The organism is Sediminibacillus dalangtanensis, from assembly GCF_017792025.1.
Classification (GTDB): Bacteria; Bacillota; Bacilli; order Bacillales; family Amphibacillaceae; genus Sediminibacillus; species Sediminibacillus dalangtanensis.
The window spans coordinates 866,615-892,822 of record NZ_CP046956.1 but is presented as its reverse complement, the minus strand read 5'-3'; the positions used below and the strand labels follow the sequence as shown (position 1 = coordinate 892,822).

Annotated in this window: 25 protein-coding genes; 10 read left to right on the top strand and 15 right to left on the bottom strand. The window is 43.1% G+C overall.

Annotation, left to right across the window (positions count from 1 at the left end; translation table 11 throughout):
- Positions 1-107: 107 nt before the first annotated feature.
- Both ERJ70_RS04505 and ERJ70_RS04500 read left to right on the top strand, forming a co-directional pair.
- Positions 108-641 carry a DUF3267 domain-containing protein gene (locus ERJ70_RS04505; RefSeq protein WP_209367466.1) on the top strand — a complete coding sequence of 178 codons (534 nt, stop codon included), beginning with the start codon at positions 108-110 and terminating at the stop codon, positions 639-641.
- A gap of 155 nt (positions 642-796) precedes the next feature.
- A complete protein-coding gene (locus ERJ70_RS04500) occupies positions 797-976 on the top strand; it encodes a hypothetical protein (RefSeq protein WP_026569119.1) in 180 nt (59 codons plus the stop codon).
- Between the two features lie 409 nt (positions 977-1,385).
- On the opposite strand, the gene ERJ70_RS04495 is transcribed toward ERJ70_RS04500, so the two are convergent.
- A complete protein-coding gene (locus tag ERJ70_RS04495) occupies positions 1,386-1,469 on the bottom strand; it encodes a YjcZ family sporulation protein (RefSeq protein ID WP_074598165.1) in 84 nt (27 codons plus the stop codon).
- 198 nt (positions 1,470-1,667) lie between these two features.
- On the opposite strand from ERJ70_RS04495, the gene ERJ70_RS04490 reads away from it, so the two are divergent.
- Positions 1,668-2,657 carry a peptidylprolyl isomerase gene (locus ERJ70_RS04490; RefSeq protein WP_209367465.1) on the top strand — a complete coding sequence of 330 codons (990 nt, stop codon included), beginning with the start codon at positions 1,668-1,670 and terminating at the stop codon, positions 2,655-2,657.
- 233 nt (positions 2,658-2,890) lie between these two features.
- Here ERJ70_RS04490 and ERJ70_RS04485 read toward each other — a convergent pair whose 3' ends face one another.
- Positions 2,891-3,106, bottom strand: a complete 216-nt coding sequence (locus tag ERJ70_RS04485) for a sporulation YhaL family protein (protein WP_209367463.1) — start codon at positions 3,104-3,106, stop codon at positions 2,891-2,893.
- 73 nt (positions 3,107-3,179) lie between these two features.
- Entirely contained in the window at positions 3,180-4,451 is a 1,272-nt protein-coding gene (locus ERJ70_RS04480) for an MDR family MFS transporter (protein ID WP_309507315.1), read from the bottom strand.
- A gap of 246 nt (positions 4,452-4,697) precedes the next feature.
- Between ERJ70_RS04480 and ERJ70_RS04475 the strand changes: the two genes are divergently transcribed.
- The gene (locus ERJ70_RS04475) at positions 4,698-5,927 is read left to right on the top strand and encodes a hydrolase (protein WP_209367461.1); all 1,230 of its coding nucleotides are present in this window, start codon (positions 4,698-4,700) and stop codon (positions 5,925-5,927) included.
- A 284-nt stretch (positions 5,928-6,211) separates the two neighbouring features.
- Here ERJ70_RS04475 and ERJ70_RS04470 read toward each other — a convergent pair whose 3' ends face one another.
- From ERJ70_RS04470 to ERJ70_RS04450, 5 genes are all read right to left on the bottom strand, one after another.
- Positions 6,212-6,757: a GbsR/MarR family transcriptional regulator gene (locus ERJ70_RS04470; protein ID WP_209367459.1), complete on the bottom strand. Its 546-nt coding sequence runs from the start codon at positions 6,755-6,757 to the stop codon at positions 6,212-6,214.
- A gap of 53 nt (positions 6,758-6,810) precedes the next feature.
- A complete protein-coding gene (locus tag ERJ70_RS04465; RefSeq protein ID WP_209367457.1) occupies positions 6,811-9,753 on the bottom strand; it encodes an ATP-binding protein in 2,943 nt (980 codons plus the stop codon).
- Between the two features lie 10 nt (positions 9,754-9,763).
- Positions 9,764-10,996, bottom strand: a complete 1,233-nt coding sequence (locus tag ERJ70_RS04460; protein WP_209367456.1) for a metallophosphoesterase family protein — start codon at positions 10,994-10,996, stop codon at positions 9,764-9,766.
- 646 nt (positions 10,997-11,642) lie between these two features.
- On the bottom strand, positions 11,643-12,893 hold the full coding sequence (locus tag ERJ70_RS04455; protein ID WP_209367454.1) for an ABC transporter permease: 1,251 nt from the start codon (positions 12,891-12,893) through the stop codon (positions 11,643-11,645).
- Positions 12,886-13,785 (bottom strand): ABC transporter ATP-binding protein, encoded by a 900-nt coding sequence (locus ERJ70_RS04450; protein ID WP_209367452.1) that lies wholly within the window; start codon positions 13,783-13,785, stop codon positions 12,886-12,888. Before ERJ70_RS04450 ends, ERJ70_RS04455 begins: the two co-directional genes overlap by 8 nt.
- A gap of 413 nt (positions 13,786-14,198) precedes the next feature.
- Between ERJ70_RS04450 and ERJ70_RS04445 the strand changes: the two genes are divergently transcribed.
- Positions 14,199-14,384: a YhzD family protein gene (locus ERJ70_RS04445; protein ID WP_209367450.1), complete on the top strand. Its 186-nt coding sequence runs from the start codon at positions 14,199-14,201 to the stop codon at positions 14,382-14,384.
- A 201-nt stretch (positions 14,385-14,585) separates the two neighbouring features.
- On the opposite strand, the gene ERJ70_RS04440 is transcribed toward ERJ70_RS04445, so the two are convergent.
- Positions 14,586-14,942: a YlbF/YmcA family competence regulator gene (locus ERJ70_RS04440; RefSeq protein WP_209367448.1), complete on the bottom strand. Its 357-nt coding sequence runs from the start codon at positions 14,940-14,942 to the stop codon at positions 14,586-14,588.
- A 102-nt stretch (positions 14,943-15,044) separates the two neighbouring features.
- Positions 15,045-16,184, bottom strand: a complete 1,140-nt coding sequence (locus ERJ70_RS04435) for a DUF445 domain-containing protein (RefSeq protein WP_209367446.1) — start codon at positions 16,182-16,184, stop codon at positions 15,045-15,047.
- 113 nt (positions 16,185-16,297) lie between these two features.
- Between ERJ70_RS04435 and ERJ70_RS04430 the strand changes: the two genes are divergently transcribed.
- The 4 genes from ERJ70_RS04430 (at position 16,298) to msmX (ending at position 20,625) form a co-directional block, all read left to right on the top strand.
- The gene (locus ERJ70_RS04430; protein WP_209367444.1) at positions 16,298-17,629 is read left to right on the top strand and encodes a YheC/YheD family endospore coat-associated protein; all 1,332 of its coding nucleotides are present in this window, start codon (positions 16,298-16,300) and stop codon (positions 17,627-17,629) included.
- 48 nt (positions 17,630-17,677) lie between these two features.
- Positions 17,678-17,854 (top strand): hypothetical protein, encoded by a 177-nt coding sequence (locus tag ERJ70_RS04425; RefSeq protein WP_209367442.1) that lies wholly within the window; start codon positions 17,678-17,680, stop codon positions 17,852-17,854.
- Between the two features lie 652 nt (positions 17,855-18,506).
- Complete coding sequence (locus tag ERJ70_RS04420; RefSeq protein WP_209367440.1) at positions 18,507-19,403, top strand: PucR family transcriptional regulator; 897 nt, start codon at positions 18,507-18,509, stop codon at positions 19,401-19,403.
- 124 nt (positions 19,404-19,527) lie between these two features.
- Positions 19,528-20,625, top strand: coding sequence for an ABC transporter ATP-binding protein (msmX, locus tag ERJ70_RS04415; RefSeq protein WP_209367438.1), 1,098 nt, complete (start codon positions 19,528-19,530; stop codon positions 20,623-20,625).
- 48 nt (positions 20,626-20,673) lie between these two features.
- Here the strand turns inward: msmX and ERJ70_RS04410 are convergent, their stop codons facing one another.
- The 5 genes from ERJ70_RS04410 to fumC form a co-directional block, all read right to left on the bottom strand.
- Positions 20,674-20,856, bottom strand: coding sequence for a hypothetical protein (locus ERJ70_RS04410; protein ID WP_245208113.1), 183 nt, complete (start codon positions 20,854-20,856; stop codon positions 20,674-20,676).
- Positions 20,857-21,251: 395 nt separating this feature from the next.
- The gene (locus ERJ70_RS04405) at positions 21,252-21,455 is read right to left on the bottom strand and encodes an alpha/beta-type small acid-soluble spore protein (RefSeq protein WP_026569106.1); all 204 of its coding nucleotides are present in this window, start codon (positions 21,453-21,455) and stop codon (positions 21,252-21,254) included.
- 470 nt (positions 21,456-21,925) lie between these two features.
- Entirely contained in the window at positions 21,926-22,129 is a 204-nt protein-coding gene (locus ERJ70_RS04400; protein ID WP_074598179.1) for an alpha/beta-type small acid-soluble spore protein, read from the bottom strand.
- Between the two features lie 90 nt (positions 22,130-22,219).
- The gene (locus ERJ70_RS04395; RefSeq protein WP_209367434.1) at positions 22,220-23,056 is read right to left on the bottom strand and encodes a YihY/virulence factor BrkB family protein; all 837 of its coding nucleotides are present in this window, start codon (positions 23,054-23,056) and stop codon (positions 22,220-22,222) included.
- Positions 23,057-23,431: 375 nt separating this feature from the next.
- Positions 23,432-24,817 (bottom strand): class II fumarate hydratase, encoded by a 1,386-nt coding sequence (fumC, locus tag ERJ70_RS04390; protein ID WP_209367432.1) that lies wholly within the window; start codon positions 24,815-24,817, stop codon positions 23,432-23,434.
- A 362-nt stretch (positions 24,818-25,179) separates the two neighbouring features.
- Here fumC and ERJ70_RS04385 point away from each other — a divergent pair, with 362 nt between their 5' ends.
- Positions 25,180-26,097 carry a zinc dependent phospholipase C family protein gene (locus tag ERJ70_RS04385; protein WP_209367430.1) on the top strand — a complete coding sequence of 306 codons (918 nt, stop codon included), beginning with the start codon at positions 25,180-25,182 and terminating at the stop codon, positions 26,095-26,097.
- The last annotated feature ends 111 nt before the right edge of the window (positions 26,098-26,208 follow it).

Here is a 26,208-nt window from a genome sequence, read left to right as displayed (position 1 = left end):
AAAAAGCTATTGATTTTTCCCTGGAAACATACTATCATTCGTTGAGGGCAAGGCGATGATGCCGCCCCATACAACCATCTGACAGCCGTGCAAAGGGGGATAAAAAAATGAATTGCTGGAAAACTATCAATCTATACAAAGAATTCGGTATCAATCGCATTTATATACTATCCATGCTTACAGGTATGATGGCATTCATTTTCTTTTATTTAATTTTTTCCATGATCCATGAAGCAGGAACAGTAAAGGACCATGGATTCATCCCTTTAATTATCGGGCTGGTTTTTTTGCCGACCATTCATAAACTTACACATATTTTACCATTAATATTGACTAATAAACGAGTGAAAATTAACTGGAAGATGAATCTGGGATTATTTCCGACATTTTCTTTCCGTACAAGATCAAAAATGTCCAAAACGACATCGCTGTTCATTCTACTGGCGCCGGCGTTATTGGTAACTGCTGCCGGATTGGTATCAAGCTATGTATTTATTGGCTATTATGTTTATTTTCTACTATTCTTGTCTGTTAACATCGGTCTTTCTTTTACAGACTTTTTGTATGCCAGCCATGTTGTCAAAGCACCGCGCAAATGCATCATCGAAAATGCCAAAGATGGTTACGATATTTTAATTTGATTGTACACAGCATCCGGTAAACGGATGCTGTTTTTTATTCTTCTTTTTTACATGAAACTGGAAAAGCAGACTAGAAGATTTTCTGCAGGGTATAACTGTTCAAGCAAGATAAATTTTGATAAAGTATTGTATAGGTGTAAAGGAGGTCATAAGATATGCCAGTCTTTTTTGCTATTTTCGCTTTGTTCGTACTATTTCTATTTAATTCATTAACCCATAAACTTGTAGTAAGAACAGAAATGTCTCAGGAACGGCAGCCGAATGTATTCAGAACAATCAATATATTGATAACCATCTTGTTGATCTCTTCTTATGTAGAGGTACTATTTACGTAAAAAACATTAGAGCCCTTTGACAAGAGGAAAAAATGTGGGAGCGCCTCGATTCCCCCGTATGCTTAAGTCAAAACCCTGGTTGGGTTCTATGCTGCATACAGGTTTGACTTAAGAGTCCGAAGGGGGGGTAGACACTCCATCACGTCAACTTATTCAACTCTAAAGAAAAGCGCAAGCGCCTATTCAAAGGAGTAAATGCTTAAAGCCGCCACGTCCTGTGGAAACGCCTGCATGACCCACATCGTTTGGGCCTCCGTCAAGCTTAAGCAAAGCCTCGAGGGGGAGGCGCTGGGAGCTAGACATCTCTGAAATTTATACTTTCTTATCTTTTCAAAAAGGGATGACCATGAGCAACCGCCCACTGGTCATCCCTTTTTACGACCGGAAAAATGTTATTTTTCTCACTGCTTTACAGCCATGCTGCTCCGACAATGATCAGCAAAATGAATAAAACGACAATCAACGCAAATCCGCCTTGGTATCCTGCGCCCATCTGCAACACCCCCTTGTTGTCTTTTGTTCCATCCTATGCAGCGGGATAGCATCGAGCATAGGCAGATGCCCGAAATTTAGTAAAAAGTGTGTAATTACAGGAATAGACTATTTTTTTCACTGCTAAATGTGTTATATTATTTCAAGAGCTTGTCAAAGCTTGTACGAAAAGTTTTTGGAGAGTAGGAGTGTTTATATAATGAAAAAAATCGCATTATCGGCATCCTTGGCAGTCGGAATTCTGGCTCTGTCCGCTTGTTCTTCGGATGACCCGGAAACCGTGGTAGAAACAAAATCAGGTAACGTCAGTAAAGAAGAATTCTACCAGGAATTGAAAGACCAAAATGGTGAGACTGTTCTTCAACAGTTAGTCACGAAAAAAGTTCTTGAGGGCAATTATGAAGTAGAAGATGATCAAGTTCAGAAAGAATTGGACTCATTAAAAGAACAATACGGAGACCAATTTGAAATGGTGCTTCAGCAAAGCGGATTCTCTGATGAGGAAGAATTCAAAGAGGTTCTGCGTTTGAATATGCTACAAGAAAAAGCTGTTACCGAAGATGTAGAAGTTTCGGATGAAGAAATCAAACAAAGATATGAAAACATGAAAACCGACCTCGTAGCAAGGCACATCCTTGTTCAAGATGAAGAAACTGCAAAAGAAGTGAAGCAGAAACTGGAAGACGGCGGTGACTTTGCTGAACTGGCGAAAGAATACTCAACCGATACGGCTTCTGCTGAAAATGGCGGCGACCTTGGAACATTTGGTGTTGGGGACATGGTACCTGAGTTTGAAAAAGCAGCTTATAACCTAAAGGTTGATGAAATCAGCGATCCGGTACAAACTTCCAACGGCTGGCACATCATCCAGGTAACAGAACGTAAAGATGCTGAAGAGGAAGTAGAACCTCTTGAAGACATCCGCGATCAAATTCGCAGAGATATCGCATCTACTAAAGTAGATGACGCTACTGCTCAGAAAAAAATGCAGCAATTGATGGAAGATGCGAATATCGATGTAAAGATCGATCAATTCAAAGATTTGTTTGAAACAACTACACCAGAAGAGCAACAGACAGAAGACTCTGGCAACACTGAAGAAGACTCTTCTGACGAAGGTTCTAACGAAAGTTCTGAAGAAAACCAAGATAGCTCTGATGGTAGCTCTGAAGAATCATCAGAACAATAAATGAACTGAAAGCAGCCCGGACTCTCGTCCGGGCCTTTATGACTTCTAAGAACTCCTTTAGGACATTTCCGTAAAACACAAGCTTTTTTCATTTGTAAAAGTTGCGGAAACATACAATAACTTGACATAAAAAAACCGAACGAGTTATATCAACGTCCGGTTTTGGATTTGTCCGCTATGCTTTTTCCTCAACCTCTATTTTTTCATGATCCTCATGTCCGTCGCTGCACCCCTTACATAGAAGTCATTTGTTTCTGTTCTGACTCTGCTTCATTTTGTTTTCTCTGCCCTCGTTCATTTTTTATGCGATCCATGTATATTTTTCCTTCCCGTTCAATAAACTGCATTTCCAGTTTTTTCTCTGCTCTAACGGCCCTATAAGCCATATATCCACTGAAAAAAATAAAAAGGATGAACATATAAACCCACCAAGGAATTCCTAGTATCATCGCACAGCCCTCCTTGTCCCTATTTGCTATTTAAAATATATGCAAGGACACGTCAAATATGACTGGCCTGTTGTCAGATTTCGGCTCGTTTCTGTTTGCTTGCCAATTTTTTAAACATATACCAATATACAAAAGCACTCATGACAGCAAACAGTCCTAATGTGGCAAACACAAAAGAGTATGCAAGATAGTTTGTCAACACCAGACTTAGGGGCGCCATTAATTTGCCTACTGTGAAACGGAGGCTGGCTGCGGAAAAATACTGCCCGCGCATTTGCTTTGGTGCTAGTTTGGCGACAAAGCTTTCCTGAATGCCGACTACCATCAGCTCGGCCAAGGTGAATAAGGCCATGGCAAAAATAAACATCCAAATACTCTCGGTAATCCCATATAAGAATATTCCTACAGCATAAAGAAGACTGGATGCCACGAACACCGGTTTTTCTTTGAAACGGTTCATGACACGGGTAATAAACACCGTAAATATAGCTACCAATAGTCCATTCTCAGCCAGCACCAGGGCGAATGCTTTCTCTCCACTGATGCTGAGCCTAAAATCCCCCAGTTGCAGCAAAGTCTGGTTATCAATCACTTCGCTTGTATAGACAGCGATGAGAATATCGAGTTGCATAAATGTCTGCGCAACAAGAACGCCAGCGATGATAAACAATAAAAAAGTCCGGTCTTTGGCTATGATTCGATAGTCACTTAGTTCGTCCCATACAGCTTTGTACCAACGAACTTTTGCTTCTTTCTTCCGAATCTTCAACGTCACCGTTTCACCCAGGAACCGTTGCAGAATAATCGTCAAAGCCCCAGTCAGAACCGCCCCAGCCAGCAGCATTTCGAACCGGTAACTGTAAAACAAAAAACTTCCGATGATCGGGCCGACAACGACTGCAATATTGATCGACGTATAAAATACAGCGAATACTGAAGCACGGTGTCTTTCTGACACCACGTCGGCGACCATCGCATGTGATGCTGGCCAATATAACGCTCCCCATATTCCCAGCAGGCTGAATGCTACAAACGTTCCTATAGGTGACTGGTACCAAGGCGAGTTTGCAAATGCAAATAACAGAAACGTCAAAAACTGCCCGAAAGAGGAAATGACCATCATCCGTTTCCTGCCGAAGCGGTCTGCACAATACCCTCCTGTCAAGCTGGCTATCACAGAAAATGCCTGCGATAACACTAAAAGCCAACCAGCTTTGTCCTTCCCAAATGAATTTTCAAAGAGAATTGTCATAAACGGAAAATAAGACCAAAAAAGAAAATTTGTTGTCCCTTCGCCAAATAGACGAATTTTTAAGTTACGATCCCAATCCTTCCACCTCATCATATTCCCCTCTGTTTCTCTACAGTTTTCCTTGCCTGTATTAACCATATTCCGTTGGTATTAGCTGGTTCTTTCGGCACTGATTTTTTCATTATACCAGAAACACCACTTTAGGAAGCACGGAAAATACAGAAACAGTTTTTGCAATAGAAATGGATATTCAACCATGCTACATTGCGTTACAATAAGAGGAGAATCTCTGCTTTATGCAGTAGATACAGAAGTTTGAAGAAAAATGGAGTGATAGATATGGCTGATCAAGCCTCTTATTTTTATGATTTTATCCCGATTAACTATACAAAGGATGAATTACAGCGGAAGCAAATTCTGGCTGAATTCCCTCCGCCTGCACTCCCGGAAAGCAGTGAATTTTTTATACTGGATGACCAAGTGCCGGGCAGTACCATCAACCTCCGGCTTTTATTAAATGACTATCAAGTCCAGCTCACCAAGACCAACAAACAGTTTCTAAAACTCCGTTTCAGTAATAATGCAGGTGTAATGAATGCAAAGATGTGGGATAATCAAGGCTCCGTCGAACAAAACCAGCCACTTCTGGAAAAGTTCGCTGTGTTTGATGTAGAAGCGATGGTTGATGAGTTCAGAGGATTTAAATCGCTCACTATCCAAAAACTTACACCATGTAAAACAGAAGTAAACCCTTTTTCTCTGTTGCCATATACCCAACAAAGCATCGAAGACTTGACGGTGGAGTTGTTCAGTTACCTTGATGAATTACAACACCCTTACCGCCAAATCGCCCGCGCCGTCATGACCCGCTTTTGGGATCAATTTCGAATCAGGCCGGCTGCAAAAGGATATCACCATAATTATTTGGGAGGACTGCTAAAGCATACTGTCGGTCTGATGCGATTCGCCAGATATCTTTTAAAAACAGAAGATAACCACTTTCAAGCAGCAATGAAGCTGATCAATGTAGTGGAGAAAGCATATAAAAGTGAACTGTGGTCGCAATTCCAGTCAGATAATGGCCTGCAGCATTTAGTCTGGAAGGACACAATCGATCATTTGTACCGACAGTTACAAGGTATGATGGAGCATAAAGAAAAACAACCGGATTACGATGTGATCATGACGAGTATATTGTTCCACGATATCGGAAAGCTGCTTGAATACGACCATGCCGGTAAAACGTTCGATACTTTCCACTTTCTATTTCCGACAGCGGAGCAAACAGTACAGGAAAATCGAAAGCAAGCCGGTATCACGATGGATGAATTGGGAGTTATGATCGGGCATATTCCCTATGGGGTCCTGCTGTTGAACAAAATAATTGAAACCGAGGGGATTTCGTTATCCATGGAAACCATTCATCAGATGTCCCATTGCATATTATGCCATCACGGACTTCCAGAATGGGGATCCTGTATTCAAAAGCCGCAAACAATCGACGGATACATCATCCATTTTGTCGATTATCTGGACAGTCGCTACGAAAACAGCGAAGTAGTGAAGTAACAAATAATACTTTCTCGTTTACAAGCCTCCAGCTATTTCCTGAAGTAGTATGAAAAGAACTAAGTTGTTATATGGTAAGCTCCTTAGATAGACTTCCTTTTATGCTGGTTTTAGATAAGTACTTCGCATTTCCGGATTGGGAGTTTGCTCTCTTGAATTGCAAGCAGAAAAAATTCGAATGCTTACCATTTTGAATATCGTTCGGTTATTGTTTTGGCAACCATGCTTTTATCCCAGTTACGCTCATAAAAACCCTTGCCTGGCCGGCAAGGGTTTTGGAATACCTAGTGCTTTGGGACGTACTTGAAAATTTCACCGGATTCGACGACCTGGATGAATTTCATCAGCCAGCGATAATAGTTTTGGGCGTATTTCAGCCTGTCGATATCGTCGGCTATTTTCTGCTTTAAATGATCGTCTTCGGTCTGGTCTCGAATCAGCTCCAGCTCATGAATAGCTTCTTCCGCTTCTTCAATGTTTGTTTCCGTATGGTGACGCCACCTGTTCCCGAACAAAGAAGTGAAGGATTTATACCAATCCTCTTCTGATTTATACAAGTCCTTCCTTACCCCTTTTTTATATGCCGGCTGAACCATTTTCATCTCAGCCAATGATCTGACTCCTGTCGACATACTTGTCTTGCTCATCTCCAGCGCGTCACGCATATCATCCAGTGTCATCGGTTCTTCTGCAAAATACAAGGCACCGTATAGACGTCCTACTGATGAAGTAATCCCGTAAAGGTTCATGTTTTTTGCAATCACTTGTATAAACTTTTCAATGGTTTCTTCATACTCAGACCATTCGCTTGATTTGTCACTATTTGGCAATGGAATACCCTCCAACCACTTTATCTTCAGTTATTTTATCATTCCTTTGCCGATTATGCTAATTCCATTACTTCTCTATTTTCTAAATCGATAACAGGTACCTCTTCCAAGCTCTTTTGAATAGATTTGCTGCTTGAAAATAGAATAATCTGTTGTTGTTGGTCAGCAATGTTTTTGAGAATGCTGCCAAATTCCTCTTCTCGTTTTTGATCAAAATGGACAAAGGCATCATCAATAAAAAAAGGCATTTTTTCTGCTTGATACACGCTGCTTAAAGCAAGTCGAAGGGATACGTAGAGTTGATCGGCTGTCCCCTTAGAAAGTTCTTCCACGGCATATCTGAACCCTTCCTGGTCTGATACGGAAAATGGACGGCCTTCTTTGGGAGGAAAAATGTCCGCATACTTTCCGTCCGTCAATTTATGGAAGTGAGCAGCAGCTGCCTTGAGTGTGTGGGGTAAGTAATCCTGCTGATAACTCCGTTTTGTCTCGGCCAGAATTTCTTTGGCCGTTTGGTAAACTGCCCATTGTTTGACTTGTTTTTTCAGCTGTTCAATTTCCCCGGAATACTGGTGCTTGAATTGAGAAAAATGTTCCGACCGCTCCATTCCACTGATTTTGGAGCGGATGTCCGCTAACTGTTGCCTGGATGCATCCATTCTGGATTCCAACTCTTCCAATTTGTTCTCGATTTGTTCCAACCCTTGTTCTGCTTCCGCCTGACTGGGCAAATTGTCAAGGTAATGGCTGATCTCGTTCCTTGACAGAAGCGGAGCAAGTTGACTGCGGCAGCTGTCCATTTTCCCCCTAATTGAATGTGCCTCTTGTTGTTGCCTTCCAAGACGCCGGAATTCTTCTTCATTTTGAACACCTGCCGTCTTGAATAACAAGACCGTGTCCTGTTCATAAGGCTGCATTTCCTCCAAGAGTCGTTCCCTCTCCCTTATGGTTCTTTCCAACCATTCCTCATACTGCGAGAGCGTCTGCCTGATTTGTCTTTGTGTTTCCAGCTGTTCAAGGAGTAAATGAACAAAGTCGCTGGTTTTATCGGCTTCATCCAACCCATCCTCTTTAAAAAAGACCGTTAACGTTTTTCTGTAATCCTCCATCTGTTGGATGAGCTCATCTTGCTCCTGATCTAAGCGTATAAGAGAATGGTATTTTTCCATACAGGCATTCAATTTATGGTACAGTTTCGGCCAATAAGCCGGGGCCACATCGGTGAGAAAAGGATATTGGCTTTTTTGTTCTCTGATTTGTCGTTCAACCTGTAGTTGTTTTTCTTGGATGAATTTTTTCCTTTCGGAAAGCTTCAATAACTGAAGCGACCGCTGTTTGATTTGGCCGTTGATGGAATGCTGTTCATCCAAAATCTGATAATGACGGCGAAGCTTCTCTTCGGCCTCCTTGTAATCAGTCTCCGTCCATCGCAAAGTAACCGGTTCACGCTCTGAAGCAGGATCGGGCAGCCTTCTCGTCCTCCAGACCGGAACCATTCCAACCAGAAACAAAATAAGACCAATCGCATAAAAGCTTTTTATATCGGACAGGAATGCTGCTGTCCCTAACAACACGGCACCTATTGCTGTTGCACCCAACAACGTCCATGCCTGCCTCTTCCGCCATTGGTCAAACTGGTCAGGAAACACCGGATTCCTATTAGACGACTCAACATACTTCTGCGTACGTTTTTCATCTATCATTTGCTGTAGTTCTACAGCTTTTGATTCCTCGAGTATCCCCGTATCCAATCTTCTCTGCTCTTCCCGCAAAGAACGCAGCTGTTCCTCTGTACTTCGTTCTTCCCGTTCAATGCTCTCCCATTCTGCTTCCACCTGCTGCTCTGCCTCTTTTATTTGATGCCAGCTGTCCTCGAGGTGAAAAGGCATAGAAAGAGAACCAAGTTGCTCCCAATTGAAATCAAGATGAAGGTCGTTTACCTGCTGCTTTAATTCTGTGACCGCTTTTTTCCTCATCTGTTTCAGATAATCTAACTGGCTTGCCTGCTGCTGATACGTTTCATAATCAGCACCTAATGCCTCTGCCCTTTCCAGTTTCTCTTTCGGCCATAATTGCTGGTGAAGTGTCCATATTTCTTGCCGGTACTCCCGTTCGTTGCTTTCCAATACCGCCAACCTGCTCCGTAATGGCAGCAGCTGCTCCTGAAGATACTCATAACGCTCCAGACCATTTTCCGGAAAGTGGTCTGTTTCAGGTAGTTGGGTCCATTTGCCTTCTTCTTCTGCAAGCATGTAAAGAATCGGCAAAGCCTGCACTAGTTTTTCTTGTTTCGTCCTTACCGCTTTTGCATCCTCTAAATCCCGCTGTATCATTTCTAGATAGCTTACCAGTTCAGTTTCTGCTTTTTTTTGCTGCTGGTAGGATTCCTCCTGCTCCTGCAACTGAATCCACTCTTGCTGCATTGATGCTAATTTGTTCAGCTGGCTGTTTATTTCCGGGTTCTTTCCATGCGGCTTGAACCGCTTGTCCAACTCATTTTCCAATTGTTTTTCAATAGAATATATTTTGTCCGTTCCGGTCATTCCTACGCCAAGAAGAAGTTCTCCGAGCTCATCCGCCTTCATGGCATGCAGTTTCATTAAGTCATCGGCATCAAACGAGAACACGGATTCAAAACTTTCCCGGTTCATTCCTTTTAACTGTTTGCTCCACCAGTCACTCCCCTTGACGCTTCCGTCAGGGAGGTAGCAAACGGCCTCTCCACTTTGTTTTTCATGAGTTCGTTCAATATAAAACATACCTGCTTCTTCTGTCCACAGCTTTAACCTCCCTCCGATTTTTCCGCCGGTTTTTGGTCGAAAAAATTCACGCTGCTTCGGCGGGAGGCCGAATAGGATAAACAACAGGAACTGCCGGATTGTCGACTTGCCGGACTCATTGGGCCCACTGATAAGGAACAGGTTTTCCTCCGGGAACTTAACACGGAAGTCCTGCCATTTACCGAATCCATAGATATGGGCTGCTAACAGCTTCATTGCGTCTCCCTCATTTCTTTAAAAACTGGTTCATCAACAAGTTTTCTGCCATCTGTTTGATTTCCGACTGCTCTTCTTCCGAAAATCCGGAAAGATACTTTCTTGCCTTGCGGTGATGCATGAGCGGCTGTAAATAACGGGTGATATTGTCTGTCTCCTGAAACCTTTTTGCCAATTCACCGGCAAAATGGTGCCCCTTCTCCAGCTCCTCCCGGTTCCAGCTATGTTCAACATGAACCGAGTATCCTTGTATGTAAGCCCATTTATTGTCGATTCGATCGATTTCATTACAAAAGTCAACTGTTTCATCCAGATACCCAGTCTGATGCCAGTCCTGAAGGACAGGTTGATTGCTGAAAAAAATGGCGTGGAGAATCGCTTTTCCATAACGATTTTTACACTCCTCCAAGTGCCCTTCCATCACCGGAACCATCTCTTGGGGATCTTTGCATGAGGAAACATCCACTTTGATGCTTTCAAACCGTATTTGCTGCAACGGGTGAAAAGTCAGTTCTGCCTCTCCGTCTTTTAACTCTACATGGTAACAGCCTTTTTCACCTGATTCTTTTTTTGAGCGTCCCTGAATGTTCCCTGGGTAGACGACCGGAGGGAATTGGTTTAAGATGTCACGAGTATGAATATGTCCCAGCGCCCAATAATCAAACTCCTTTTCCGTCAGGTCCCGCAAGTGGAAAGGAGCATAAACATCATGCTCTTTGTTACTGTGAAGACTACCGTGCAGCATGGCGATATGATACGGTGCTGTTCCTTGTACGGTGTATTCCTGCGTTTTATTCTTCGTGACCGCCCTTTCCCGGTAACTGAAACCATAAATATTAGCAGCAGTCTCGCCATTTTTCCGAAAAGGAATCGAACGGACCTGCTGGTCGGAAAATACATGGACATTTTCAGGAAATTGATCAATAAACTGGCTGCCTTCTGTGAAGTCATGATTTCCATAGGATAAGAAAACTTCAATGTGGTGAACGTCCAACTTCTCAAAAGCCGCCTTTAACTGCATTCTTGCAAACAGACTGTGCTGATTTTCATCAAACACATCCCCGGCGATCAAAACAAAGTCGACATGCTTTTCGATTGCCAGTCGGACAAGCGCTTCCAAAGCACCAAACGTACTTCCTCTGATTTCTTCAAAAACACCTCCGGGTACGTTTCCCAAACCTTTGAACGGACTGTCCAAATGCAAATCGGCACTATGTAAAAATGATATTTTTTCCTTTGCCATATACATTTCCCTTTCCCAGTTGACTATATATCTTTATTTTAGCAAATCCAAAAGCCGAATGCACGTTCGTTTTGAAGATGAATTGCGACTTCCAACTACGATAACGAACGAAAGATAGCCTGTTCGAAATCAGCCAATGATAATAGGGGCTGAACGAAAGCATAAAGTAAAGAGCCTGGAACAAAAGCATCGTGACCCAAATAAAAACCGAACGAATTTGATTGACAGTTAGAATTCGCTCGGTTTTTGCTTTGGTGGCCATGCTTTGTCCAGGCCTCTTTCTTTTTTGATTTTTACTCCAACCTGCAATGAACTTGACAAAAAATAAACCGTTCTCCCCAATGATATCCACTCCGCAAGGCACTTCGCTGTCCGCAGGTTTATGCTTTCGGAGGAATTTGAAGCCGTGCCCGAGAAGGCACAGTATCTTGACGCAGCGATTTAAAGCACACATCAAACAACAGAATGAAAGAAAGCCTACCTAAAAAACTTCACTTTCCTTCGCCGCTTCTTCCATCGCGTAATCTACCGAATGCATAAGAAGTACTTATCATCTTCTTATCCTGTTATCGTTTGATTTTGCAAGTGGATTTATAGGATACTCCTGCCTCTTTCAAATGATGTTAGAGCCTTCCCGGAAAACGTGTCAGGATTTTTTGGAAAGCTGTAAAGCTTTTTTAAAGTCTTTTAACGAAGATGCTTTGCCGTACATCAAAACACCTCCGCGATAAACCCGGGCTCCCAACGCCGCTAGCAAACCAATCGAAGCAAGCATGATGACGATCGACAAGGCAACCTCCCATGCTGGAACATCCAGCATGCCCACTCGCAGGAACATCAACATCGGAGTGAAAAACGGGATATAAGAAGTGACTGTCACGAAACTGGATTCAGGCACATTTAAACCGAACATAGCGATGAAAAAGGCAATCATCACCAGGAATATCATCGGCATCATCAATTGCTGTACATCCTCGATGCGGCTGACGAGGGAACCGAGCATCGCCGCCAGCGTCGCATACAACAAATAACCAAGAACAAAAAATACAATTGCATAGATAAAAGTGGAAGCCGTCACTCCAGACAGGCCAAAGTATTCAAACACGCCACCTGTCATTTCAGATTGTTTTTGTTGCAGGACGATATAACCGACGACAATAAACAAACCGACTTGGGTCAAACCGAGCAGTGCTATCCCAAGTATCTTGGCAAACATCTGACTCACTGGCGAAGCACTGGAAATCAAAATTTCCATGACCCGTGATGTCTTTTCATTGGCAATATCCATAGCGATCATATTGCCATATGTTATCACCGAGATATAAAGCAAAAACAAGATAATATACACGAGACCGCGTGCCTCACTCAATTCTTCCTCTGTTTTTGCGCTCTCTTGCAATGCCACTGCTTCAAATGCCACTGGTTGATAAATTTCCTCAAGCTGCGACTGATCGATTCCTGCATTGTTCGTCGCCATTGCTACTTTGATCTGCTGTAATTGTTGCTCCAACGTGTTGCTAAGTTCAGATGAGGCAATTTGGTTAGCGTAATAGGAAGCCTGCGGCAAGTTTTGTTCGTCATAGCTTATTGAAAGAAAGGCCTCATAATCTTCTGCCTCAACAGCCTCTTTTGCTTCTTCTGCTGTTCCTTCATATTGTTCCAGCGTAACATCAGAAGCCGTGTTTTCCACACTCTCTTTTAGCGAAGTAAAGATCTCTCCTGTTTCATCGAGAACCGCTACTTCTCTATTTTCCTCACTATCAAACAAATCGATAATCGAAGTGATATTGGCCATTCCCACGATAACAAGTAAAGCGATGATATTGGTGATCAAAAATGACTTCGTTTTGAAACGGGTCATGTATGTATGGGACAAAACGATCCAAAATTTATTCATAAGATGCACCTGCTTTCTCAATAAAAATATCGTTTAAGGACGGCTCTTCAAGAGCGAATTTTCTCACAAACCCTCGATCGTGAAGGGCAGTCAGCACTTCCTGTGATACCGCTTCATCATTGATTTGCAGCTCGCATCCTTCTGTCGTTGCTTTATAATGAACGACACCGGCAAGATCCTTTAAGAATGCCAAGTCAAAATCAGCATGAATAAATAGTTTTTTCTTGCCAAATGCACGCTTGATTTCTTTTAAGGAGCCATGAACGACCGGACTGCCATGCTGCATGATGCATAAATACTCACAAAGCTCTTCTACATGCTCCATCCGGTGGGATGAAAACACAATCGAAGTTCCTTTACTTTTCAAGTCCACTACAGCCTGCTTAAGCATTTCCACATTGACTGGATCAAGGCCGGAGAACGGCTCATCCAGTATCAGCAACTTGGGCCGGTGAATGACGGCGGAAATAAATTGTATTTTTTGCTGGTTCCCCTTTGATAGTTCCTCGATTTTTTTATCTAAATAAGCAGGGACACGAAACTTTTCTAGCCACCCTTTTAATTCAGCGACGATTTCATTTTTTTGCATGCCGCGCAGCCGGCCAAGATAAATAATTTGGTCTTTGACCGTCAGCTTGGGATATAAACCACGCTCTTCGGGTAAATATCCGATTGCATCACTGTTGCTGTAATTGATTTTTTTGCCATCCCAATCGATACTGCCCTCTGTAATATCCAGCAGCCCGAGTATCATCCGGAATGTTGTCGTTTTACCTGCTCCATTAGCACCCAGAAAACCGAAAATCTGGCCTTCCGGAATCTCAAGTGACAGATTGTCGACTGCTGTGAAGTTGCCAAAACGCTTGGTAACATTACTGATTTTTAATGTCATAGAACATCTCCTCTCCCCATCTCCCCTGTATTTACGTACTATCTAATCGAAAAGTTCCGTTTTCATTATATATTTTTCTGTTGAAAGGGTATAGGGTTATAGGTTATTTTTATCCACAACCACTTATCGTTTAAGTTGCTTTAGTCCCAATGGACATAAAATAGAAAGTAACCAAAACTCTTTGGATGTTCCTTAAGCCGAGACTGCAGAAAGACACTATACAACAAGCACACCTATTTTCTAACAACCGAAACAATTGCGAAGAGATTAGCAAGAAGGGAAGTGAATTTCCATAATGTTACTTGCTGTTTCTGGGACAAAAGCAATAACCTGTTAAAAAACTGTATTCTTAAAGGAATTTGGCCGGGTTACAAAGAATAAGTATACGGAATCATCATGTAGGAGGGTCATTAGTGAAAGCTTATGTACTAACTGTATTTGACCAAGAAGGAAAAAAACTGCTGGAGGAAACCTTCGAAGCAGCAAGTGATAAAGATGCTGAACAAATCGGGACCAATCGACTCGAAGATTTGGAATATAGCAACTACACGCACCGCTGTATTTCTCCGGATGGAAAACTTGTATTGTTTCATCGCTGAGAACTTCTGCACGTCTTTTAAGCCATAAGAAAAGTGCAAGCTCCTCCGGCAAGTTAAAGCAAAGCCACCTGCACAGTGCTGACAGGACACAGAGGAAATACTCGAAGGGGTAAAGGAGCAATAACGCCTCTGGAATGTACACGCTCTGATAAAAGGAAAAAAGCAGCCCCATCAAAGCAAGGATGGGGCTGCTTCTGTGTCTTACTGCTGCTGATCCGGGTTACCGTACAGCTCTTCTAATGGTTTCGTAATGATTTTGCTTACATCATTAATAACAACGTTCAGTCGTTGTTCTTCTTCCATCAGCTTGGAAATCTCCGGATGTTGCTGGACCAATTCTACAACACCTTTTGCTTTCTCGACTTCTTCTTCGGTGATTTCCTGGCCTTGCATTTGTTTTTCTTGAAGCTGCATTTGGGTAGTACGGAAATCATCAAACATTTTTTTTGCCGATTCATCGGCCATTACCTTATCGTAAGCTTGTTTCAGCCCTTTAAATTCATCACTTTCACGGATTGCCTTTTCTAGATCGTAGGCACTGTCATAAATATTTGCCATTTTGTAAAATCCTCCTATTTTTGCGTTCTCACGCTACTTTCCCCACTATAACAAACCTAAAATACAATGTATAGTCATAGGGATGATAAATAGAGGACTCCACTAATTCAACAACGTCACAATCATTCCCTGTATAAAACCAATCGCTCCTCCGAGCAATGCGCCCAGATAGGTAATCATCTTGAACTCCCGCCTGGATATGTCCAGTACTAGCTGCTCAATCCTTTTGGTTGGAAATGCCTCTACTTCTTTTTCAACTATTTCGGCCAGGTGGAGGCTGTCCATCAATCCTTCCATCCGATCGCCGAGAGCACTGGAAACTTTGTCGACCACGTTTGGAACCATATTAGTCAGGACTTGCTGTTTAAAAGGTTCTGTCCATGTCTGTATAGTTTTATTCAACCAACGGTCGACCGGAACGGACCGGGAAACCACTTGACCGATCACACGAGCCATTTCATCTGCCCCCACTTTTTCTTCAAGTTCGCCGATCGTTGTCTGGTAGTAAAGGCGTTCCACTTCCTGGCCGAGCATTTTTTCGATGATCGTACCAGCCTCCTCCGACCTGACATAATCGACAAGTAATGGCTGAATTTTGTCGGCAAGTCCTTCATTCCCAAGAAAAGAGGAAATCATATTTCCGAAAAAACCCTTCCCATCCAGATAACTCTCCACGACTGCGCCTATTTTATTTTTTGCTTCCGCGCTCGATAAGTACTCCACCAGTTTATCCTGAGCGAATTCGCCAGCACGGCTTACTCCGTTATTGATTTTTTGTTCCCATTCCGGCGGCAAAAAATCATGCAACGTCTTTTCGTGAATAGCCGAAATGAACTCCCGATATTGTTGCTCAGACAGCTCGGCAATCTTCTCTCTGACTTCCCGCTCGTTCACAGTGAATCCTGCAGATGCCAATGCTTCTTTTAAGGTTGCATTGCTGTCAAGCAGGCTTGCTGTTTCCTTTTGCGCCCAACTGGTCAGTTGTTTTTGAAAGAGGGGCTGCTGTAACTTTTTTCTGATTCCAGACGGGGTCAGCAGGTGTTCTACCACCATGCGTCCCAATTGTCTGGCTAGCTCATCCCTTCGCTTTGGAATCAATCCAGGGGTGAATGGAAGCTTCCAGGATCCAAGATATTTGGCCTCATAAGGACGAAACAACATTTTAATCGCTAGCGAATTCGTCAATCCGCCAATAATTGCTCCTATTACGATCATCATGATGATCAATACAATTGCTGACACTTTTACATCGACCTCTCTTTATCAATTGCTTGCCAGAGTTCCCACGCATGCGACGGGAACTTCCACATATAATTGGTTAGTAGAACATGCTATCAACGGGAGGGGATTTTGCGATGGAAACGTTCAAGATTAAATTTTATCCTGGCAACCAAAGCCGGATGATTGTTCCTTACCGCCATTTAGAAAAGTTTCAGGCTATAACGGAGATACAATACGGCCCCATTCACTCCCCTGTTGAAACGCTTGTCCATGACAAAGATTCTGAAACGTTATACATCTCTTCCCGCTTGAAGGACCTGCTCAACCTGCACAAAAGCTCTTCCTTCACAGTGAAACTTCAGAAAAAACGATGTACGATCCTGTTGACGATGGGTATCTTTACTGCCGGTTTCTCCGGAAATGATTTTCTGGCAGATGAACGCTCCCCCATTTTCCTCCGGATGAACAGGGCTGGAGAAAAGATGGGGATGCAGGCACTGATTTTTGGCCACCAGCATATCGACCGCGACAAAACACATATCCAGGCTTTTTATTTCGAGAAAGGGAGCTGGAAGCAAGGACGCTTTCCAATACCCAAGGTGATTTACAATCGAATTCCCAATCGTAAAACAGAACACCATCCGGCAGTAATCCGGGCTAAGTCCATTCTGACAGAACAAGCAGTTTTGTTTAACAACAGTTTTTTCAACAAATGGGAAATTTATCAATACATGATGAAAGATCCGGCATGTTCCTTTCTTGTACCGGAAACTATTTTACACCCTTCTGAGAAAAAAATCGAAACAATGCTCAAAAAATATAATGTGTATATTAAACCGATTCATGGGAGCAGAGGGGAAGGGATCATCAAGTGCCGTAAGCTCCCTTCAGGAGAATTGGAATGCCATTACTACTTGGAGGATAAACCGCAGGTAAACCGCTACGAAAAACCAACAGCTTTTTTTCAACAGCATTTCCCAAATGGAATGGAAGGTTACGTAGCCCAGCAGGAAATCGACTTAGTTCAAAAGAGAAAAAGCCCGCTAGATTTTCGTGTCCATGTCAACAAGAACCACCGAAACAGTTGGGAAGTCCCCCTTATCTGTGCAAAATTCGCCGGAAAAGGGAGCTTGACCACCCATTTGAAACGTGGTGGAAAAGTATTGCTAGTTGAAGAAGTATTTGGAGAAGAAGACGGGAAAAAAATTAAAAAGCGTTTGGAAACAATGGCTCTGTTAGTTGCCGGGATCATCGAAAAAAACTATCCGTCAACCATCGGGGAAATCGGCATTGATTTCGGAATCGATAAAGAGGGACGTGTCTGGTTGTTTGAGGTGAACTCTAAACCTGGCTACGGTGTCTTCCAGCACCCGAAGCTCCAGGAACAGGCGGAAACCGTGCTGGCCTCCCCGTTTCAATTTGCCTTCTACTTGACCAATCTTCAAGAAAGAGTAAACAAGGAATGATTCACCGCCTTCTTAGCAATCCTATTCAGGTAAGGAGGGATGAAAGTGATGAAGAAAAAAGAAAAGTCTCTTTTTAAGGATAAAAAAAACTACGAACTTGATGTCGACCGGATGATCAATGAGGGACTTGCCGGTGGAACCGTGCGTGAAAATAAAGAACGAAGCCAAATCGAAAACAGTCGCGATTTACCTCGGCAAGAACGTCCCTTTCCTGATCCCGATTAACTAAACAGCATGACAGACTCTTTTTTGACGAAGACGAAAAATCAGGATGGGAAGTTTCCTTTATTCTTCGGCAATTTGAGTGTGCCAATACCAACCGCATAAAAATGATAAAGAGGACTCCTGATTTTTATGCGGCTTAGCTTTCCAAACGGAGGCAAGGTACGCAGACTCTAGCGGGAAGAGCGCGAGCTGAAGATCCACTTGGTAAAGTGCTTTTCTTTACTAAGTTAGCTGAAGCCGTGCCCGCGGAAAGTGAAGTACCTTGCCGGAGTGGAGATTTGCACTATTAAAAAGAGAAGCTACTATCCTGGTCATGTAAAAAGCAGAACGCGAAACGTAGCGATATGAAGCACTCATCAAACAACAGGATAAAAGGAAGTCTATCTAAGGAACTTACAAATCAAAAAACCGAGCGAATTCGATTAGCATTTAGAATTCGTTCGATTTTTGCAGGTAGATGTATGTTATGTCCCAACCTCATTAAGCTTTTCTCCCGTTTGTCAGCCCGTTTCGCTAAGTAAAAGCATAACCATCCACTTTTCTGTTATCATCACTTTTCTTCTTAGGACAGAACACTTTCCACTCATTCAAATCTTCCCTGCTTGTCCCTTTTGGTATAATGAAAGAAAACAGGAGGAGGGAGGCCCTTTTTATGATTAACAAACTACGCGCTGTTTTTCCCGGACTAATTGAATACCGCCCGGAAGAGCAGCCAGACATAGATGCTTACCGATGGTTTACTACGGATAAAAACGAAATAGTCGGCATCCCTGAAAAGGAACTTACGGAAAAGGATCTGCTTCTCCTGGAAGCCTTCCTTCAGTCTTATCATTTCCGTCATGCACCATTGAACCAACAGGAGCTCGCTTGGACGGAACTTCTCCTTCATGGCACACCGTCTGATCAGGTGCCAGAGATAAAGGGCGATGCTTACCGTTTTATTTATTTTCATTTATCTGAATCCACTATTGAACCAGCAGCTTTTCGGGAGGCTATTGCCGGCTTTTATCCTGAATTCGTCCCCATCGTTTGGATTTCAGCCAATCAAGGGGTCATCGTTGAACAAGGCCGCGAGCCAGATGATGGGAAAATCAGCTATGGACAAATCACCGATTTGTTAATGAGCGACTTTTACATGAAAGTCCATCTTTTTATCGGACCGTCTTTTTCTGATTTAGTCCACGCTCGCAAACGTTTTCAAAAAGGCGCGGAATGGTTTGAAACGGTTCGCAGGTACACCAAAAGCTCTGTGCTATCTTTTATCGACGCTGTTCCGTACCTCATTCTGTCGCAGTCGAGCGTACGAAACGAAGAGATTGTTTCCGCTGTTTTTCAGGATACGTTGGAAGAGAAAGAATTGCTGGCGACCATTCAGACGTTTCTTGAATGTAACTCCAATGCCACCATGGCTGCCAAAGAACTATATATGCACCGCAACAGCCTTCAGTACCGTGTAGACAAATTCATTGAAAAAACCGGGATCGACGTCAAACAGTTCAAGGGCGCTTTAACGGTTTATTTAGCGTTAATGATTAACCAAATACGCTGAATTGGTTAGTGTGCACAAAACCTGCTGCAAGACTTTGTGCACTTCGTCCATTTACGGGTATCAGACAATTGCGTACAATGAACCTATAAATAAAAACGCTTACATAAAGCGGGAGGAGATAAACATGGCTGAACTTAGTCTGAAGAACATTTACAAGGTCTACGATAAAAACGTTACAGCGGTCGAAGATTTCAACCTGGAAATAGCCGATAAAGAGTTTGTGGTATTTGTCGGTCCTTCCGGTTGCGGAAAGTCTACTACTTTAAGAATGATTGCCGGCTTGGAAGAAATTTCAGACGGAGACTTTTATATTGATAACACCCGTATGAATGATGTGGCACCGAAGGATCGGGACATCGCCATGGTATTCCAAAACTATGCCTTATACCCGCATATGAATGTGTATGACAACATGGCTTTTGGATTGAAACTTCGTAAATTCAAAAAAGACGAAATCGATCAGCGTGTCCAAAACGCTGCTAAAATCCTCGGGCTTGAAGGGTATCTTGACCGTAAACCGAAAGCGTTGTCAGGTGGACAGCGTCAGCGTGTGGCACTTGGCCGTGCCATTGTACGGGATGCCAAAGTGTTCCTGATGGATGAGCCGCTTTCCAACCTGGATGCAAAACTAAGGGTGCAAATGCGTGCAGAAATCCAAAAACTGCATAAACGTCTGCAGACTACTACCATTTATGTTACCCACGACCAGACGGAAGCGATGACGATGGCAACCCGCCTAGTTGTATTAAAGGATGGTATCATCCAACAGGTGGGCGCTCCAAAAGAAGTATATGATAAACCGGAGAATGTTTTTGTTGGAGGATTTATCGGTTCTCCTTCCATGAACTTCCTGACAGGGACTTTGAATGAAGGCGAATTCCAAATCGGCGATATCAAAATTCAGGTTCCGGAAGGAAAAATGAAAACACTCCGCGCCCAAAATTATGTAGGCAAAGAATTACTTCTTGGCATTCGTCCAGAAGACATGCACGATGAACCAGTATTTATTGAGTCGACGCCAGGCACAAAAATCACTGCTACCATCGATGTTGCCGAATTGATGGGATCTGAATCCTATCTATACTCCAAAGTAAATGATCAGGATTTCATCGCCCGTGTAGATTCACGGACAGACATTAATGGCGGAGAAAAAATCGACTTGGCCCTTGATATGAACAAAGCCCACTTTTTCGATATAGATTCTGAATTAAGAATTAGATAAGTGTTTTGGAGCAGCAAGCATTCCCCCAAGCCTGTTGCTCTTTTTTTATTACTTCGGAATTTCCTGTATTACTTCCGTCTTCTGGGTATCACAGCCCAAACACTGAAATAAATGAACACACGTATGACTGCTTCTGGAATCTTTTACCCCGTCGACAGTCTTGGCAATTTCAATAACGAGATAGGGACTATAATCCCCCATGAAATCAACCAATTTTCCTTGATCTGTCATCTCTCCCCCACACGCTGGACACGCTCTTTGAACCGTTCTCATTCCATTGCAAAGCGGACAAGCATACATGCCATTTTTTTCCCCCTTCCAAGTATAACGTGTACCGTTTCATTTCCTGATATTCCTGATATTCCTGATAAAAAGGCTTTGGTTTTACTTCCTTCAGTCCTTTAACGGAACTTGACGATTCCACATTACAGAAATGTTTTCTGCGGTGGGCTGATGTGCACTCCAAAAACAGAAAAAGCCAGACAGATTCACGCATGCGTCAGGTCCTTTTTTCAACACGGAGGATTATATAGCAACACTCCTATGAAAAGCACCTTTTAACATTCCCTGAAAAGTAAGTAGAGAGACACCTGAATCGGTGTCTCTCCCTGCCATTATTGATTCACTTATGATTGTTGAGTACCACCCATTTGTTGTTGGGCAGTTCTTACAAGACGTTTCGTGATTTCTCCACCAACAGATCCGTTGGCACGAGAGGTGGTGTCAGCGCCAAGGTTAACGCCGAATTCTTGTGCGATTTCGACTTTCATTTGATCTAACGCTTGCTCTACTCCTGGTACTAGCAATTGATTGTTATTGTTGCTTGCCATGTGTATCACCTCCTGTAACCCTATTATTTACGGGAGGACAGATAATATTTATCCACTTGTTTGGTAAATATATCATGCGCAGGAAGAGGCTCTCCAATGGATTGAACCCAACATTCACCCGTACTCTGAAGGGTCACCACCCGAAACATATTCCTTTTTCCTCTAAGGACAAAAGCGCAAGCACCTTTAAAGGAGTACAGGCTAGAGCGGCCACGTCCTGTGGCAACGCCTGCATGACCCTCATCGTTTGGGCCCCCGACAAGCTTAAGAACAGCCTCGGCATCGCGCTTTTTGCCACACAGAGGGTGAGCTTAAGACCTCGAGGGGATAGGCGCTGGAGCTGGACGTGGCTGTTTCAGCCAATAATTATCCACAGTCAATTAAATTTATCATTTCCTATACACTGAAAAAGGAGGCACTTATAAACAAGTGCCTCCTCAGCCATATTATAAAATTGTCAGAGGGGAAAATTAAAATTGTTGTGAACCGCCCATTTGCTGTTGAGCAGTTCTTACAAGACGCTTGGTGATCTCTCCACCTACAGAACCATTAGCACGAGATACTGTATCAGCGCCAAGGTTAACGCCGAATTCTTGGGCGATTTCGACTTTCATTTGATCCAATGCTTGCTCGATACCAGGCACGAGTAATTGATTAGAGTTGTTGCTTGCCATGTGTATCACCTCCTGTAATCCTAGTATGAAACAGAAACGTCAGATTATTAGGAGAAAACTTTGGTAATTCAGCGTTAACTTGTAAAATAATCAAGCACTTACGTCTTCACGAGCCCGCTTTTTCCGATGATAAATGGCATTGATTTCCGCTCCAATGACGAGTGTCAGGCCTGTCAGAAAGAACCAAAGCAAGAGAATGACTACCCCGCCGAGACTCCCGTAAGTAGCTGAATAGTTGCTGAAGTTCCCCAAATAAAAGGAAAAACCAAAAGAAATGACCTGCCATATTACTGCAGCACAAACGGCCCCGGGTACTACCTGGCGAATTGGAAAATCGATGTTAGGCGCCAGCCAATACAGTGCTGTTAAAATCACAATCATCACGAAGATACTGATCACCCAACGCAAAATATTTATCAGTACCTCTGTTCCGCTTGGTAATTGGATTAATGAATTGACAAAATCAAGTAAAACACCTCCAAAAATCGGCAGAACGAGAGCAACTGCCAGCGCCAGCACCATTCCTAATGTCAAACCGAGGGATAATAGCCTCACTTTGATAAAAGATCTCGTTTCTTCTACATTATAAGCATGATTGGATGCATCGATAAAAGCGTTGACAGCCCTAGAAGCAGACCAAAGAGTACCCAAAATACCGACCGTCAGCAAACCGCCGCGCTGGTTACTGACAACATTGACAACTGTATCCTCAAAAGTACCGGCGATTTCAGATGGGACCACGTTTTCCACAAAGCTTACCGCCCGCTGCGGGTCGATCGACAAGTAAGGAAGAATCGACAATAACAAAATCAATAATGGAACAATGGCCAGAAGATAATAAAATGCCTGGGCAGCCGCCAAAGTAGTTGCGTCGTCTTTTTTAAACTCTTTTCCAAGTTCTTTGCCGTACGCGATCACTTTACTCATTACCTCAACCTCCTATCAGAAACATATCCTTGCTTGGTATATCCCCGATAAGAATACTGTTCAATCATCATTGCCTGGTTTCATCTCCGTGAAACGTATCATATGAGGCCGGGAATAAAAGCATGGCATCAAAGTACAAACGAACGAATTTTAAATTTTTATCAAATTCGTTCGTTTTTTTATTTATATATTCTCTTTTTATCCTGGTGTTTGATACGTGCTTTGAATCGCTAAGTACCTTGACGTAGTGGGAAGTTTCATTTTTCATAGGGTGGAACGTTTGCTTTTTGCTAATCAAAAAACCGAACGAATGGTGGAATCGTTCGGTTTTTATTTTGGTCACGATGCTTTTGTCCCAGGCTCTTTTGCTAATTTTTATTTCGGATACGTCATTTCTTTTGGGTTGATGTATTCGTCAAACTGCTCTGCGGTCAACAGGCCAGAATCGACTGCTGCTTGTTTTAGTGTTGTATTATCAGCAAAAGCTTTTTTGGCTATTTTTGCAGCATTTTCATAACCGATATGCGGATTCAGTGCCGTTACCAGCATAAGCGAATCCTTCAGGTTTTTCTCGATATTTTCCAGATTGGGTTCCAAACCTTTTACACAGCGCTCATCAAAGGAAAGCATGCTGTCCGCCAATAATTGGGCAGACTGGATAAAGTTGTGGGCGATAACTGGTTTAAAGACATTTAGTTCAAAGTTACCTTGACTGGCCGCGAAACCAATCGCAGCATCGTTGCCCATTACTTGGACTGCAACCATGGTAACCGCTTCGCTTTGCGTAGGATTTACTTTTCCCGGCATTATAGAACTGCCTGGTTCGTTTGCTGGAATGGTAATTTCCCCGATGCCACAACGCGGACCACTAGCTAGCCAACGTACATCATTGGCAATCTTCATCAAATCTGCCGCCAAAGCTTTCAATGCGCCGTGAGAATGGACCAATTCGTCATGGCTCGTCAGCGCATGGAACTTATTTGGAGCAGATACAAAATCCTTGCCGGTATACTCGTTGATTTTTTTACAAACGCGTTCCGAAAATTCCGGATGAGCGTTTAACCCTGTACCTACTGCTGTACCGCCGATCGCCAATTCTTTTACATAACGAATACTGTCGACCAGCATTGCCTCTGACTTTTCAAGCATTCGGTGCCAACCACTGATTTCCTGTCCCAGCGTTAGCGGAGTCGCATCCTGTAAATGGGTCCGGCCGATTTTCACAATATCCTGAAACGCTTCCATTTTTTCTTTTAATGTTTGTTTCAAGATGTCAAGGGCAGGCAGTACAGTATCCTCTAATTTGAGCACAGCCCCGATATGCAAAGCGGTCGGATATGTATCATTCGAACTTTGCGATTTATTAACGTCATCGTTCGGATGAAGCTTGTATTCACTGTTTTTCTCGTCCAGCCACTGGTTTCCCACATAGGCAATTACTTCGTTAACGTTCATATTGGATTGCGTGCCGCTCCCTGTCTGCCATACAACGAGTGGAAAATGTTCCTTCAGTTCCCCTGCCAAAATTTTGTCTGCTGCATAAGCAATTGCTTCCGCTTTATCTTCTTCCAGCAGGCCAAGGTCACGATTAGCCATCGCAGCACTTTTTTTCAAAACCGCAAAACCATCAATGACTTCCTGTGGCATTTTTTCCGAACCAATCGGAAAGTTTTGCTTGCTTCGTTGCGTTTGTGCTCCCCAAAATTTATCCGCCGCAACGTGCATTTCCCCCAAAGTATCTTTTTCGATCCGATAATCCATCGTTAGACATCCTCCCTTTGAATATACTTCTTCTTCATTGTACCAAATTTTCAAAGAATGTAGAAAACCGACGGGTTGTTGACAATATAAGGATATAATCTTCCAACTATTTATTCTATTCGAACTTCATGATAAAATAGTGACAAAGCAAGCGAAGGGAGAGACTTTTCAGGATATCGTTTCTTCGATTATGCTCGCGATTATAAGTGGTGTAAGAGAGCCTGCCCAGCATGGCTCTCTTTCTTTTTGTTTCAACCGTCCTGAATTCGACACAAACTTTTCGCAGAATAGTCATTCTTTTTTGCCGGATCATTCGATATAATAGCTTGCAAACAGTTTAACCCTGCCAGGGAGGAAATGAAATGCCCAACAGTTGGACTCATATTTTATTTTGCGAAGAAATCGCCGATTCTTTGACGGAGGAAAACCCATTCATGCAGCAGGATGCCTATATGAAAATTGGCGCACAAGGGCCCGATCCATTTTTTTACCACAATTTTTGGCCCTGGAAAAAGTCCTCACCTGTAAACCAAATAGGTACCCTTTTGCATACGGAAAAGTGTGGTGATTTCCTGATCGATCTCATCACAGAAGCGAGGGACAAAACACTTGCCGTACAAGCCTATGTATTTGGATTTGCCACCCATCATATTCTTGATCGGAATGCCCATCCTTATATCCACTACAAAGCAGGGTATCAAGGCAGTAACCATCAGCGTTTAGAAATTATCATCGATACCTTGGTCGGAGAAAAAATGCGTCATTTAAAAACTTGGAAAGCTCCTGTCCATAAGGAATTGGATACCGGGCGTCGTCTAGGCAAAGACGTAGCTGGGTTGCTGACCAAGTTGATCAGCAAACATTATCCAGACCTGTCTGAAGACCTGGGAAGCGAATACGTAGAGTCCGCTTATCGTGACATGAAACGTGCTCTGCGGCTGCTTTATGATCCATATGGTTGGAAAAATGCTTTGTTCCCGTCACTCGTTTCTGCTTTTTCCCATCGGCCGGTAACAGATCGTGCTGATTTTCTCAATGAGTCGGGCTCTACCTGGTATCACCCGGCAACACAAGAGCCTTCCAGAGAAAGCTTTTGGCAATTGTTCGAACAGGCAAGGCTGGAAGGAATCGAAATCATGAATGAAGTAGTTGGTTACTGGAACAGTCCTTCAGAATCAACGAAAGAAAAATTGCGAACATTGATCGATAACATCTCCTACGATACCGGCAAAGCCCTTCACTTAGGGTTGACCAATCAATACAGTGATCCAATCGTTTGAGTTCGCAATAGCCTGTTAACAGACAGGAATGAGAAGCCACTTTTCTCCGTCTCCGGCAGTTGTTTAGACACTTCCGTTTTAACAATGCCGGACTTTTTCTTTCCCCATCAG